The sequence below is a fragment of the Rhizobium sp. BR 315 genome (genome assembly GCF_050577975.1).
Lineage (GTDB): Bacteria > Pseudomonadota > Alphaproteobacteria > Rhizobiales > Rhizobiaceae > Rhizobium > Rhizobium miluonense.
Map to the genome: position 1 here is coordinate 1 of NZ_JARWKZ010000013.1, position 12,416 is coordinate 12,416.

Below are 12,416 nucleotides of genomic sequence, written 5' to 3' on the forward strand. Positions count from 1 at the left end.
CCGAAGTAGTCTCATCCGGGTCCAATGCCAGTGCCTGATGGCCGCAGCCGCCCAGAACATCAAGAAGATCGCAATGGCCCTCACCAAGGCCAGCCAACCGAGCCCCGCATAAGCAGAGGGAATCTGAACGGCCCGTTCAAAACATCCAGTCAACCTCGAAACTCAACACAAAATAAAACCCCGCCAAAAAATGACGGGGTTTGTCAGCGGTCTGAGCCCGCCGGATGGCGGGCTTTTGCTTTGATCGACACGGCTGGGCTCAGCCCTTGAACGTATATTCGGCGATCGATTCCGGCTTCATCTCGATCGAGAAGCCCGGCAGGCTCGGCGGCATATAGGCGGCATCGTGAATGATGCAGGGATCGATGAAATGCTCGTGCAGATGGTCGACATACTCGATGACGCGGCCGTCCTTAGTGCCTGACACGGCGATATAGTCGATCATCGACAGATGCTGCACATATTCGCAGAGACCAACGCCGCCGGCATGCGGCCAGACCGGCAATCCATACTTGGCGGCAATCAGTAGCACCGCCAGCACTTCGTTGAGGCCACCCATGCGGCAGGAATCGATCTGCACAATGTCGATCGCGCCCTCGGCGATGAACTGCTTGAACATGATGCGGTTCTGGCACATTTCGCCCGTGGCAACCTTCACCGGGCCGATAGCCTCGCGGATCTTGCGGTGTCCGGCGACATCGTCCGGGCTGGTCGGCTCTTCGATGAAGAAGGGCTTGGCGAAGGCAAGCTTGCGCACCCAGTCAATCGCCTGATTGACTTCCCAGACCTGATTGGCGTCGATCATCAGATAGCGGTCGGGACCAATCACCTTGCGGGCAATGGTGAGGCGGCGGATATCATCCTCGAGATCGCGGCCAACCTTCATCTTCACATGATTGAAGCCGGCGTCGATCGCCTCCTGGCACAGGCGGCGCAGCTTTGCATCGTCATAGCCGAGCCAGCCGGCCGATGTCGTATAGCAGGCATATCCCTCGCGCTCGAGCGTGGCGATACGGTCAGCCTTGCCGGCCTCCGCCTTCCTGAGGATCGCGACGGCCTCGTCGCGAGTGAGCACATCAGTCAGATAACGATAGTCGACAATATCGGCGATCTGCTCCGCATCCATCTCCGAAACGAGGCGCCAGACGGGCTTGCCGGCCTCCTTGGCCAGCAGATCCCAAACGGCGTTGACGACCGCGCCGGTCGCCAGATGCATCGCGCCCTTCTCCGGGCCGATCCAGCGCAACTGGCTGTCGCTGGTCAGATGTCGCCAGTATTTGCCGGGGTTTTCCAATACCGTTGCGAGCTCCGTGCCGACGACCAGATGCCGCATCGCCTTGATCGCCATGCAGCAGATGTCGTTGCCGCGGCCGATGGTGAAGGTCAGGCCATGGCCGGCAAGGCCCGGCTTGTCGGTATCGAGGATGACATAAGCAGCCGAATAGTCCGGATCCGGATTCATCGCATCCGAACCGTCGAGGCTCTGCGAAGTCGGAAAGCGCAAATCGAAAACGCGAAGATTGGTGATGCGCGTCATTGGAAAACTCCTTCTATATCCATCGGCGACCTCGCGACCCCTCAACCGAGGTCGAACTCCTCCCAGAGCGCCGCATTATGCTCGCCAACGTGCGGGGCCGCACGCTCGAATTTCGGCCGCTGCCCATCGATGCGGATGGGTGAGCGGGTGGTATGCAGGCTGACGCCATCATCGCGCCCAACCGTCTGCAACATGTCGAGAACGCGAAAGCCTTCGCTGCCCAGAAGCTCCGGCCAGTTCAGCACCCTTGCACACCAGATATCGGCAGGTTCGAGGATCGCGAGCCAGTCGTCGAGGTTTCGGGTAGCAATGCGCGCCGCGATCAGCGCCTTGATGTCATCGCGCGACGTGAACCAGCTCTTCGGGTCGTCACGATAGGGCGCCAGTTCCTCCATGCCGAGCAGATCGGCAAGCTTGGAAATCGGCGTCATGGCAATGGCGAGATAGCCGTCGGCGGCAGGGTAGACGCCATAGGGCGCCGAGAGATAGGCGTGAGCGCTGCGAACATGCGAACGCTCAGGCAGCTTGTGGCCGCCATTCATATGGACACTCAGCACTTCGACCTGAAGATCGACCAGCGCCTCGAGCAGGCTGGTTTCCACCAGTCCGCCCTCGCCCGTCACGCCGCGCCGCACCAGCGCCGCAAGAATGCCCTGAGCAGCAGCCGCACCCGCCAGCATATCGCCGATCGCGAGGCCGAAAGGCACCGGCCCCTGCCCCTCGTCGCCGTTCAGCCACATGACGCCGGAGCGCGATTGGGCCAGTAAATCCTGCCCCGGCCGCGAAACCCACGGCCCCTCTTCGCCGTAACCGCTGATCGAGCAATAGACGAGGCGCGGATTGAGCTTGCGCGCGGCTTCATAATCCAACCCCAGCCGCTCGATCACGCCCGGGCGAAAGTTTTGCACGAGAACGTCGGCCTTGGAGATGAGCTTGCGCAGCGCACTCATGTCGCGCTCGTTCTTCAGGTCGATCGCTAGGCTTTCCTTGGAGCGATTGATCGCGTGGAAGATCGTTGAATCGCCGTTCTCGTGGTCGCTGAGATAGAGCCCGCGCGAGAGATCGCCGCCAGTTGGGCGCTCGATCTTGATAACTCTTGCGCCAAGATCCATCAACCGCAGGGTGCAATAGGGACCTGACAGGAACTGGCTCATGTCGACAACGACCAGCCCGGCCAGCGGCAAGTCCTTCTTCAACGCCATTAATATTCCCGCTCCCCTGACATTACCCCGGCAAACGCGCTTCTCCGCCCCGGCGGTCACTCTCGCTGCCGAAGTTCACGTCGGCCTCAATCTTCTTATGTGAATAGTATTTTCACATATGGATGGAATTTGCAAATGAAAAGAGGGAGGATATTCGTCGGCCTCTTCGCCTACGCCCGAGGAAAATGCGCTATGCTTCCGCAAGATCAGCTTGTTTAACGGAGGCGGAAGATGGCGACGGTCAAATTGCTCGACGATGCGGAGGCGGAAGCGATCCCGGCGGTCAAGGCGGTGTTCGACGATATTCGTGCGGTCCGGAAATCAGATTTCGTCAATAATTTCTGGCGTGGCCTCGCCAACGATCCAGCTCTGCTCAAGCGCACCTGGGAGGGCTTGAAGGCGGTCATGATGGCGGAAGGTCCGCTCGATCCGCTGGTGCGTGAAATGATCTACATCGCAGTCTCGACCGCCAATGGCTGCACCTATTGCATCCACTCCCACACCGCCGCCGCAAAAGCAAAGGGCATGACGGATGCGCAGCATGCGGACCTGCTTGCCGTCATCGGCCTTGCCGGCCAGACGAACCATCTTGTTACGTCAATGCAAATTCCAGTCGATCCCGAATTCGAAGTCGGCCACCGCAGATAAAGCAAAAGGCCCGCAGGCGGGTGCCGGCGGGCCTTCGATCATCGACCGCCTGTCTTAGCGATCAGTCTTTTCCGTAGCCCCGGCATCTGCGGCCATGGCGGCGACATTGAGGCCGTTGTTCACGGCGAGCAACCTCTTGCGAACCAGCACGCCCATGACGCGCGCCGCGGTCGAAAATGTCATCGTATCCAGCGGACCTTCGCCCTCCCAGGGCTTGGTCAGCCGCTCGGTCACGGCCGAGACGATATTGTTGGGCACGATGTCGGTGCATTCGCGCATGGCTTCGAAAACGACGCTGATGGGCACGATGCGCCCTTCGAACGTCACGATCGGTTCGGTGACTTCGTTGTCCCATTCCTCAAAGGCATAGAGCGCCTCACGGAATAGCTGCTGCAGAGTGATGGGGGCATGACCCTCATGAAGGGGCGGCAAGGCATTCGACATGTCTGTCTCCTTTCAATTGGAAGTCCGGCGCATGTATGAAACTCGATGGTCTCCGCGGAGACCCAGGCGCTGCTTCTTCAGTTTGGCGCGCCCCGAACGCAATCAATTGGGGTCAAGCGGCGCGGCAAACCATCTTCTGACCGGCGCAACGCGGGAGACACACAAAATGTTCCCACCGGTCATTTAACTTGATCAAGTCTATAGATTAATCTCGACTTGAAAAGCCTAATTAATAATTTCTAAATTTATCTTTATCTTTGAATGGCTTCACGTAGACTAAAATAGCGTCTGATGGCCGGAGGGCATACGAATCCCTTCCAGAATGGTGAAAGGAAGATCATGTGCGGCGATCATGAACATGGGCATGAACACAGCCACGATCACCGACCGATCGATTGGCGCGAACATGGCGTCAAGATCATCCCCGGCAACGCACTCGATCCGAACACGGCCCAGACTCCGGGCATGAACCGGGCGACCGCGATCAACCACGCCCGCGCCGGCGCGGAGAAGATTTGGGCCGGCACTGTGACGATCCATGCTAATGCCAAGACTGGCGCTCACCACCACGGCGATCTGGAAAGCATCATCTATGTCGTCAAAGGCAAAGCGCGGATGCGCTGGGGCGACAATCTGGAATTCGTCGCCGAAGCGGGCCCTGGAGATTTCATCTTCGTGCCGCCATTCGTGCCGCATCAGGAAATCAATGCCAGCCGCGACGAAACGCTGGAATGCGTATTGGTGCGCTCCGGACAAGAGCCTGTCGTGGTCAATCTCGATATCGAGCCGGTGGAAAAGCCAGAAGAGGTCCTCTGGAAAGACCCCATCCATCGCTAGTCTGCACAATCTTTAGGCAACAACCTCATTTGCCGCATAGATAATCCACAATATTTGTGGAAAATTAATTTCCGCTTGCACATCGAACTGAAAGAGTTTTTCAGAAGTGCAGTGCACAACGCATGATCCTGCTTCGCAGCATGAACACGCGTCTGAGATGATCTGGCCGTCAACGAGAGAATAATCTCGATCATCAGGAACAGGATTTCCCATGACTGAAAAGCTCTTCAAAGGTTTGGACGCGCTGCGCCTTTCCCGTCGCGCCGGCCTTGCAGCCATCCTTGCATCCGCTGTCGCCGTTTTCGGCTGGACGGCCACCGCCACCCCATCTTTCGCTGCGGACAAGACGATCAAGGTCGGCATCATGAGCGGCGAGGATGAAGACGTCTGGCGCGCGGTGGCCGCCGAAGCCGCCAAGAAGGGTCTGAAGGTCGAAACCGTCGTCTTCAACGACTATACCCAGCCGAACGAAGCTCTGGAGCGCGGCGAAGTCGACGCGAATGCGTTTCAGCACAAGCCCTACCTCGACAACCAGATCAAGCAGCACGGCTATCACATCGTGATTGCCGGCTATACCGGCATCTGGCCAATCGGCCTCTACACGAAGAAGTACAAGACCGTGGCAGAGCTTCCGAAGGGTGCCGCCATCGGCGTGCCGAACGACCCGTCCAACGAAGGCCGTGCGCTTCTCGTTCTGCAGCATGAAGGCGTGATCAAGCTTAAGGACGGCACCGGCATTCTCGCCACGACCGCCGATATCGCGGAAAATCCGAAGAACGTCGAAATCAAGGAACTGGATGCCGGCATTCTCGGTCGTTCGATCGACGATCTCGATGCCGCAGTCGTCAACACCGACTGGGCGCTGAAGAGCGGCCTGACGCCGAAAGAGCGCATCGCGCAGGAGCAGATCGACGGCAACCCATACCGCAACTTCATCGCCGTCAAGCAGAGCGACGAGAACGCTCCCTGGGTGAAGACCTTGGTAGCGGCCTACCAGAATGATATTGTGAAGGCCGAGTTCGACAAGGTCTACAAGGGTACGGGCCAGAGCGCCTATTGATAACCGGACAGCGCTAGATGGCGCTGAGCGGCAAGGCGGCCGGGGTTATTGCCCAGGCCGCCTTTGGTGTTTACAGCGCAGCCTCAACTCGCGCCGCACCCAAAAGAAGATCGGGAAGCAGACATGAATTCCTTCACTCCAGCCACGTCTATCGATGGACAGGCGCCGCCTGAACGATCATCAGGCGATGAGATCGTCCGTCTGGTCGATGTCCGCCGCCGGTTTGGAGCGACGCCCGCGCTCGACGGCATTTCGCTGACGGCGCGCCGCGGCGAGATCGTGGGCATCATCGGCCGCAGCGGCGCCGGCAAGTCGACGCTCATCCGCTGCCTGAACGGGCTGGAACGTGCCGACAGCGGCGAAATCCACATCGAAGGCCGCGATATCGCACGTCTGTCGGAGAAGGAACTGCAGCCGCTGCGCCGCCGCATCGGCATGGTCTTCCAGCACTTCAATCTGCTTTCCTCGAGGACGGTCGAAGAAAACATCGCGCTGCCGCTGAAGATCGAGGGCGTCGGCAAGGCCGAACGATTGCAGCGCGCCCGCGAACTACTGGAACTCGTCGGCCTCGCCGACAAGGCGAAGGCCTATCCTTCTGCCCTGTCCGGCGGCCAGAAGCAGCGCGTCGGCATCGCCCGCGCTCTTGCGGCTCGGCCTGCCATTCTTCTGTCGGACGAAGCGACGTCGGCCCTCGACCCGGAAACCACCCGGTCCATCCTGGCTCTTCTGAAGGATATCAACCGCAAGCTCGGCCTGACGATCCTGCTCATTACCCATGAGATGGAAGTGATCCGCTCGATCGCCGATCGCGTCGCGGTCATCGACGCCGGTAGGATCGTCGAAGAGGGTTCGGTATGGACTGTTTTCGCCAATCCGGAAACAGAGATTGCGGCAAGCCTGCTCAGCGGCGCCCGTCCGCAGCTTCCCGAGCATATCGCCGCCCGCCTTTCCCCGTCATCGGGCACCGAAGCCATCCTCAGCGTCGATCTTGCCGGCCCTGCTGCCCAAGGCGCGCTCTTTGCCGAGCTTTCGGCCGCGCTTCCCCGGTCTTTCCGGCTGGTCCACGGCGGCATCGACCATATCCAGAACCAGCCCGTTGCCCGCTTCTTCGTCGCGGTGCCGACGCGCGACGCAACCTTGCCGGCGCAGGTCAGTGATTTTCTGAAAGCCCGTTCCGCCCGGGTGGAGGTTCTAGGCTATGACAACTGATGTAATCCTCGGCCTGCTCTGGCGCTCCTTCTGGCAAACGGTCTGGATGACGGGCGCATCCGGCTTTCTCTCGCTGGTCATTGGCCTGCCACTCGGCCTCGCTCTCGTCGTCACCAGCCGGGGCGGCATCGCCGAACAGGGTTCAATCAGCCGCGTTCTGGGCGTCTTGGTCGACGGCTTCCGCGCCGTGCCTTTCGTGATCCTGCTCATCGCCTTGATTCCGCTGACGCGTTGGATCGTCGGCACTGCACTCGGCACAACGGCCGCGATCGTGCCGCTGACCATCGCCGCCATCCCCTATTACGCACGCGTCGCCGAGGTCTCGCTGCGCGATGTCGATCGCGGCCTGATCGATGCCGTACGTGCCATGGGCGGCAATCGCTGGACCATCGTCCGCGAGGTGCTGATACCGGAAGCTATGCCCGGCATCGTCGCCGGCTTCACCGTAACCATGGTGACGCTGATCGGCGCTTCCGCCATGGCCGGCACGATCGGCGGCGGCGGCCTCGGCGACCTCGCCATCCGCTATGGCTACCAACGCTACGAAACGAACGTCATGATCGCCGTCGTCATTATCCTGATCATTCTGGTCTGGGGTATGCAATGGCTGGGCGATCGCCTCGCCACCCGGCTCGATCGCCGCCAGTCCTGTTGATGCAAATCCATTCCCTGCGCAGAGAGACGCTGCGCCGGGAACGGAGAGCTTTGATCAGTTGCGCGTCACCGGCTTCGACCGCATGCGCGACACCGTCTCCCGCTCCGCGCGCTTGCAGCGCATCGGCGGCAGGCCGCGATCCATCAGATCCATATCCTCCAGCACCATATCGCCCATCTTCTTGAAGGCGCTGTCGAGCGCGCCGGCGCGATGGGCCGAGCGGAGGAAGCCCTTGAGCTTGCGCACCGGATGATCCTTGCCGAGCGGCTCCTCGGGATAGACATCGCTCGCCGCCACGATATGGCCCGAGGCGACTGCGGCCATCAGCGCATCGAAATCGACGACGTCTGCACGGCTGAGGAGAATGAAGGCCGCTCCCTTGCGCATCCCCGCGAAAGCTTCGGCACCGAGAAAACCCTTGTTCTCACTGGTGACGGAGGCAACCACGAAAATGAAATCGCTGCCGGACAAGACTTCGTCCAGCCCGGCGGGCTGCACGCCATGCTCCCTGAGGATCGACGGCGGCATCCACGGATCGAACACCCTGATATTGGCGCGGAAGCCGGAAAGCACCCGGTTCAACGCCTTGCCGAGATCGCCGAAACCGACAATGCCGATGTCGCTGCCCGAAATCAGCCGGGCGGTTGCATTGCCGTCACCGCCCCAAAGCTCTCTGCCCTCACGAAAATCCAGATCGGCATCAGCGATGCCGCGCGCCAGGCTCAGCGCAAATCCAAGCCCGATCTCGGCGACCGGCTCGGCAAAGACCAGGCCCGTGGTGACGACATGAATGCCGCGCTCGAAAAGCACCTCGTAAGGCATGTTGTTGATGAGGTTGCTCTCGACGTTCAGGATGCAGCGCAGTTGCGGCATGCGATCCAGCGTTTCCTTCGACAAAGGCGGCTGGCCGATGATGTAACGCGCCTCGCCGAGCACCGCGTCGCCAAGTCCGGCGATATTTTCCGGGTCCGCCTCGACAATGCGGTACTTCGAATGAAGGAGCGACAATGCGTCCCTGGTGAAGATAAGCTCAAGCGAGCGCGGTTCCGGCGCGCTGATGGCCAAGTGTCTGCTGTCGGTCGTCATTCCGTTCCTCCCTGTCTTGGGGCGAGATCCAATATCATTCGATAGACGAGATCAATCAGGCCTCGTCCTCTTCTCCCGGCATCCCAACGGAGAAGGCACAGATGCGCGAGAGATGGGTGAGCGGCAGGCCCGTCTCCGCATGCCAGGCATTGAACTGATCCTGTATCAACCGCAGATCCTTCTTGGTCGGCTTGCTTTCGGAGATCGGCACGCCGGAAAGCCGCAGGCAGACGAGAACGTCATGGCTCATGACGAAGCTATCGCGGCCGATTGCCCGCAGCAGATATTGCCCGGTCATGCCGCCAAGCCGGTTGGCCTGTTTGTCCAGGACGGCAAGCAGGCCGATCTGATCTTCCAGCGGCCAATCGGCAAAGAAGCGGCCGGCACTGCCGTGCTCGTCTGCAACCCGGCGGACGAACTGCGCGTTGGCGCGCACCGACATGATCTTGGCGCCGTTGCGGATAACGCGCGTATCCGAGGTCAAATCATGCCAATAATCATCCGGCGCGAGATTGAGAAAGGCGGGATCGAAGCCGGAAAAGGCAGCTTCGAAACCCGGCCATTTGGCATCGATGACGTTGCGCACGAAGCCCGCGTAGAAGATATAGCGCGTCATCTCCGACAGAATCCGATCGTCAGGCAGGGTCCGCAGCGCGTCATGGCTGGGCGCCTTCGGCATCAATGCCTTCAGCCCGCCCGCGCCGCCCTTGCGCTTCTCCGCCCGCTCCTTGATCTCCGCAAAGCTTCCCATGCGTTTCTCCCTTCGACTGCGCTGTGCACCAAGTCTTTTACGATCCGGCGCCTATGCGCAAGGGGTCGGCAAGCGCGCATGTGCCTAGCGAAAACACGGCATGAAAATCAACGATTCCAAAGTTGATCGGACCGCCGCTTGAAATGGCCTGACGGCGATTGAAACAACCCCGGACTGCACCAGATACTTTCATGAAATTAACTTGAGATTTCACACATCGTGGCGTTAATTCGGCGGCATCGGATCGGAGCCTCGTACCATGAACAACAAAGACTGGAACTACCCCATCATGGTTATCTGCAAGCGTACCGGAAAGGTCTATACGGTCGCGAGCACGAAGGAAGCGCTGGACATGCTGCTCAACGCGTGGCCTGTGGCGGAAGGCAAGGCATTTCTAATGGCCCTGCAGGTCTGCGCCGACGTCGAAAGCGGCCATGGACAGTCGCTGGAAGCCCGCAACAGCTTCCTGGCGGCTGCGATGGAAGCCAGCGTTCCGGTCGAAATCCCGGCGATCCAGTAGAAATTCTTCCCGAGCCAGACCGTGCTCCAGACAACTCCATAGGACCATGGCCGAAGTCACCGCGGGCGCGACGCGTTCGATGATTGGAGCGGAGCAATCGCCCCATAATCGTCGCACGCATCGCTCCGCCGTCAGCCCACTTGAAGCTTGCGGCAGGGTTCAATCCGATCAGTGCCCGTTTAATTTTCCGAAAAATTTCGAAACCTTTTCCAGCGGCGGGAGTTTGGGTAGCGATGTCGGAGCACTATAAAAAATGAATATGACTGTTAGAGCCAGCTATGTCCGCTGGTCCGAGCCCGTTTATCTGCGCATCGGCTATGGGATGCCCGAAACGATAAGAAGTCCGAAAGAAGCTCTCAACCACCTCCTTTTCCGTTGGCCAACGATCCGGGGCGAGAAATACCAATCAGCAGCGAATCTCTGCAGTGCTGCAAACGGAAATCCGTTTCTATGCGAGCAGGCCAGGAAGATATTCGTTGAAGCCTGCGTCGAAGCAGACGTGCTGGATTAGGTCCGCCTGCAAAAACTCGGGCAAGCCTGAACAGATTAGGCGCTGTTTGCATTGGGCCGCGCTGCATGATGCTGACGGCTAGCCCTGCTTCGCTCGCAAGCCGGCGCCTCAAGCGAGCAATAGCCATCCATAGCGCATAGCCGCCAACGAAATCCGGAGCCGGCGAGCACAACTATGTGTATAGTTGCAGGAAACGGCTGACCATTCCGCCGTCATCGGCGTGCAACCGAAAACAGCCGTACCAACGCCGGGCGAGATCGCGTGCCATTCGGAACGCTTCTTGCAGGCTTACCGGAGCATTTACGTTTCGGAGGTAACGCGTTTTGAAACGAAACACTTTACGGCCATTTCCGGCTGTCACGCTTGTGCTGGGAGAGAACGGCAATTATCGCCGCGTCAATTCGGTACACCAGGTTGCGGAATTGCTGCTGCAACATTGGCCGGTCGAAAGCGGCGAAGAATATGTTGCCGCAGTACGCGTGTGCCTTGAGGCCATGCTGGGTGCCGCCCCACCTGAAGCGGCAAGGGAGGCCTTGATCCGGGCTGCCGCCGAGGCAGGTATATCCGTGATGCAGTGAAATCGCCGCGCCGCGCCGCAAGCAATTGGAATCTAACAAGAAGCAATTCACCTTTTGTGAACCACTGCCAGCGATTGTGCCAACAAAGGCAAGGCGATTCGCCTCGCCAATGACGGAGAGATTATGTCGCTTTTAGCATTCCCGGCCGACAGACGTACCAGCGACATCAGACGCTGCGCCAAGGCCCTGCAGCAACTCAACGGCGAGGAAGCCAATCGTTTCTGGCGCTCGGAAATGGCAAGCTTCGCCGCGACATTGACGGAGCAAGGAATGGACGCCGACGAGATTTCGCGTCAAGCAGCACTCTTCATGCATGCGGTTCAGATGGAACTGCAGCTCGCCTTTGCGATTGACGAACTCAACGCCTCCGCCTGAGGCCGCTATTTCGGCAGCCGGCAGAATGCGATCGACTTGTCGCCGCTCGTCGGCGACTTGATCTGCACAGTCCATTCCCCGCCGGGAAAATGATATCCCTTGGACGCGGCGACGCCTGCGATCTGCATGCAGGCTTTCCGAGCATCGGCGGTCGGCAAGTCGATCGTCGCCGTAAGCGCGTATTTCCGGCTGGAAACCTGGCACGGCGCCGTGAACAAGCCGGTATTGTCTATCATCTTGCAGACCCGGAACGCATTGCTCACGGGATCATCGGCAGCCATTGCAGAACTGGCGACCACCAAAACAGTGGCCACCGCCAAAAGTCGTTTCATTGAAAACCCCGTTCCCCAGTGCAGCACGCTGCCAGAGCGTGTTTCGTCTTGCAAGACGTGCCGCGCGGATTTGCGGTGGCTGTTTGAAAATACAACGCAAATATAGGCAACTTGTTCTCATAAAAGACACTTCCGGGGGGCTTCCGGGGATGTCAGCTTGAAGAAAGCGGTGGTTCAGCGAGCGGCTTCGCGAGAGGCACTGATCATCCCCCTCCGCGGATCTGGCACCAATCACTCCCGTCGCTGCCGCTCTCCTTCCGGCCTGTGAAAATCGCTTTTCCGGCAGCACCATATTAACTTTCCTGATATTAGAACACTCGGAATTAGCGAAACTGCTATCCGGAACCAAAGCGATGACCGAACCCTCGCAAGAAAGCAGAACGTCGGGACGCAAGCGGACACTTCTCGGCGCCAAGATCATCTTCAACGGCGGACACTCGGTCTTCGATTGCGTCGTAAGAAACCTGTCGGAGACCGGTGCGATGATCCAGATCGAAAACCCGCTCTCAACTCCGGACAGCTTTGATCTTCAGCTATCGGACAACAGGCTGTTGGCCTGCGAAGTTCGCTGGCGGAAGATCAACAGCATGGGCGTTCAATTCGTGTAAGAGTGCCTTCGCGAGCCGGTCTGCGACGAATAGGGGCACCGCCCGTCGTCTGCGGGGACTCGA

At 59.5% G+C, this 12,416-nt stretch carries 16 protein-coding genes; 10 read left to right on the forward strand and 6 right to left on the reverse strand.

The window, feature by feature from the left end; genetic code table 11:
- Positions 1-259 precede the first annotated feature (259 nt).
- Both QD409_RS15155 and QD409_RS15160 read right to left on the reverse strand, forming a co-directional pair.
- Positions 260-1,537, reverse strand: a complete 1,278-nt coding sequence (locus tag QD409_RS15155) for an L-fuconate dehydratase (protein ID WP_092848736.1) — start codon at positions 1,535-1,537, stop codon at positions 260-262.
- Positions 1,538-1,578: 41 nt separating this feature from the next.
- The gene (locus QD409_RS15160) at positions 1,579-2,739 is read right to left on the reverse strand and encodes a CaiB/BaiF CoA transferase family protein (protein ID WP_092848739.1); all 1,161 of its coding nucleotides are present in this window, start codon (positions 2,737-2,739) and stop codon (positions 1,579-1,581) included.
- Positions 2,740-2,970: 231 nt separating this feature from the next.
- Here QD409_RS15160 and QD409_RS15165 point away from each other — a divergent pair, with 231 nt between their 5' ends.
- A complete protein-coding gene (locus QD409_RS15165; RefSeq protein ID WP_092848745.1) occupies positions 2,971-3,387 on the forward strand; it encodes a carboxymuconolactone decarboxylase family protein in 417 nt (138 codons plus the stop codon).
- Between the two features lie 54 nt (positions 3,388-3,441).
- Here the strand turns inward: QD409_RS15165 and QD409_RS15170 are convergent, their stop codons facing one another.
- Positions 3,442-3,831 (reverse strand): hypothetical protein, encoded by a 390-nt coding sequence (locus tag QD409_RS15170; RefSeq protein WP_092848756.1) that lies wholly within the window; start codon positions 3,829-3,831, stop codon positions 3,442-3,444.
- A 339-nt stretch (positions 3,832-4,170) separates the two neighbouring features.
- Here QD409_RS15170 and QD409_RS15175 point away from each other — a divergent pair, with 339 nt between their 5' ends.
- The 4 genes from QD409_RS15175 (at position 4,171) to QD409_RS15190 (ending at position 7,592) form a co-directional block, all read left to right on the forward strand.
- Entirely contained in the window at positions 4,171-4,668 is a 498-nt protein-coding gene (locus tag QD409_RS15175) for a cupin domain-containing protein (protein WP_092848891.1), read from the forward strand.
- A 211-nt stretch (positions 4,669-4,879) separates the two neighbouring features.
- Complete coding sequence (locus QD409_RS15180) at positions 4,880-5,728, forward strand: MetQ/NlpA family lipoprotein (RefSeq protein ID WP_092848763.1); 849 nt, start codon at positions 4,880-4,882, stop codon at positions 5,726-5,728.
- Positions 5,729-5,851: 123 nt separating this feature from the next.
- Positions 5,852-6,937, forward strand: a complete 1,086-nt coding sequence (locus QD409_RS15185; RefSeq protein ID WP_092848766.1) for a methionine ABC transporter ATP-binding protein — start codon at positions 5,852-5,854, stop codon at positions 6,935-6,937.
- Positions 6,927-7,592, forward strand: coding sequence for a methionine ABC transporter permease (locus QD409_RS15190; RefSeq protein ID WP_430763039.1), 666 nt, complete (start codon positions 6,927-6,929; stop codon positions 7,590-7,592). Before QD409_RS15185 ends, QD409_RS15190 begins: the two co-directional genes overlap by 11 nt.
- A gap of 54 nt (positions 7,593-7,646) precedes the next feature.
- Here the strand turns inward: QD409_RS15190 and QD409_RS15195 are convergent, their stop codons facing one another.
- Together QD409_RS15195 and QD409_RS15200 are read right to left on the reverse strand one after the other, a co-directional pair.
- On the reverse strand, positions 7,647-8,678 hold the full coding sequence (locus QD409_RS15195; protein ID WP_430763040.1) for a hydroxyacid dehydrogenase: 1,032 nt from the start codon (positions 8,676-8,678) through the stop codon (positions 7,647-7,649).
- 55 nt (positions 8,679-8,733) lie between these two features.
- Positions 8,734-9,429: a DNA-3-methyladenine glycosylase I gene (locus QD409_RS15200; protein WP_092848773.1), complete on the reverse strand. Its 696-nt coding sequence runs from the start codon at positions 9,427-9,429 to the stop codon at positions 8,734-8,736.
- Between the two features lie 259 nt (positions 9,430-9,688).
- On the opposite strand from QD409_RS15200, the gene QD409_RS15205 reads away from it, so the two are divergent.
- The 4 genes from QD409_RS15205 (at position 9,689) to QD409_RS15220 (ending at position 11,413) form a co-directional block, all read left to right on the forward strand.
- Complete coding sequence (locus QD409_RS15205) at positions 9,689-9,949, forward strand: DUF982 domain-containing protein (protein WP_092848781.1); 261 nt, start codon at positions 9,689-9,691, stop codon at positions 9,947-9,949.
- Between the two features lie 253 nt (positions 9,950-10,202).
- The gene (locus QD409_RS15210; protein ID WP_092848784.1) at positions 10,203-10,460 is read left to right on the forward strand and encodes a DUF982 domain-containing protein; all 258 of its coding nucleotides are present in this window, start codon (positions 10,203-10,205) and stop codon (positions 10,458-10,460) included.
- Between the two features lie 323 nt (positions 10,461-10,783).
- Positions 10,784-11,038 carry a DUF982 domain-containing protein gene (locus QD409_RS15215; protein ID WP_092848789.1) on the forward strand — a complete coding sequence of 85 codons (255 nt, stop codon included), beginning with the start codon at positions 10,784-10,786 and terminating at the stop codon, positions 11,036-11,038.
- 123 nt (positions 11,039-11,161) lie between these two features.
- A complete protein-coding gene (locus QD409_RS15220; RefSeq protein WP_092848797.1) occupies positions 11,162-11,413 on the forward strand; it encodes a DUF6074 family protein in 252 nt (83 codons plus the stop codon).
- Between the two features lie 5 nt (positions 11,414-11,418).
- Here the strand turns inward: QD409_RS15220 and QD409_RS15225 are convergent, their stop codons facing one another.
- Positions 11,419-11,745, reverse strand: coding sequence for a hypothetical protein (locus QD409_RS15225; RefSeq protein ID WP_092848800.1), 327 nt, complete (start codon positions 11,743-11,745; stop codon positions 11,419-11,421).
- 353 nt (positions 11,746-12,098) lie between these two features.
- On the opposite strand from QD409_RS15225, the gene QD409_RS15230 reads away from it, so the two are divergent.
- Positions 12,099-12,353, forward strand: coding sequence for a PilZ domain-containing protein (locus QD409_RS15230; protein ID WP_092848801.1), 255 nt, complete (start codon positions 12,099-12,101; stop codon positions 12,351-12,353).
- The last annotated feature ends 63 nt before the right edge of the window (positions 12,354-12,416 follow it).

What these genes read in the sequence shown, in the direction of transcription:
- QD409_RS15155 (WP_092848736.1), bottom strand. Translation starts at nt 1,537, where the DNA reads ATGACGCGCATCACCAATCTTCGCGTTTTCGATTTGCGCTTTCCGACT.
- QD409_RS15160 (WP_092848739.1), bottom strand. Translation starts at nt 2,739, where the DNA reads ATGGCGTTGAAGAAGGACTTGCCGCTGGCCGGGCTGGTCGTTGTCGAC.
- QD409_RS15165 (WP_092848745.1), top strand. Translation starts at nt 2,971, where the DNA reads ATGGCGACGGTCAAATTGCTCGACGATGCGGAGGCGGAAGCGATCCCG.
- QD409_RS15170 (WP_092848756.1), bottom strand. Translation starts at nt 3,831, where the DNA reads ATGTCGAATGCCTTGCCGCCCCTTCATGAGGGTCATGCCCCCATCACT.
- QD409_RS15175 (WP_092848891.1), top strand. Translation starts at nt 4,171, where the DNA reads ATGTGCGGCGATCATGAACATGGGCATGAACACAGCCACGATCACCGA.
- QD409_RS15180 (WP_092848763.1), top strand. Translation starts at nt 4,880, where the DNA reads ATGACTGAAAAGCTCTTCAAAGGTTTGGACGCGCTGCGCCTTTCCCGT.
- QD409_RS15185 (WP_092848766.1), top strand. Translation starts at nt 5,852, where the DNA reads ATGAATTCCTTCACTCCAGCCACGTCTATCGATGGACAGGCGCCGCCT.
- QD409_RS15190 (WP_430763039.1), top strand. Translation starts at nt 6,927, where the DNA reads ATGACAACTGATGTAATCCTCGGCCTGCTCTGGCGCTCCTTCTGGCAA.
- QD409_RS15195 (WP_430763040.1), bottom strand. Translation starts at nt 8,678, where the DNA reads ATGACGACCGACAGCAGACACTTGGCCATCAGCGCGCCGGAACCGCGC.
- QD409_RS15200 (WP_092848773.1), bottom strand. Translation starts at nt 9,429, where the DNA reads ATGGGAAGCTTTGCGGAGATCAAGGAGCGGGCGGAGAAGCGCAAGGGC.
- QD409_RS15205 (WP_092848781.1), top strand. Translation starts at nt 9,689, where the DNA reads ATGAACAACAAAGACTGGAACTACCCCATCATGGTTATCTGCAAGCGT.
- QD409_RS15210 (WP_092848784.1), top strand. Translation starts at nt 10,203, where the DNA reads ATGAATATGACTGTTAGAGCCAGCTATGTCCGCTGGTCCGAGCCCGTT.
- QD409_RS15220 (WP_092848797.1), top strand. Translation starts at nt 11,162, where the DNA reads ATGTCGCTTTTAGCATTCCCGGCCGACAGACGTACCAGCGACATCAGA.
- QD409_RS15225 (WP_092848800.1), bottom strand. Translation starts at nt 11,745, where the DNA reads ATGAAACGACTTTTGGCGGTGGCCACTGTTTTGGTGGTCGCCAGTTCT.
- QD409_RS15230 (WP_092848801.1), top strand. Translation starts at nt 12,099, where the DNA reads ATGACCGAACCCTCGCAAGAAAGCAGAACGTCGGGACGCAAGCGGACA.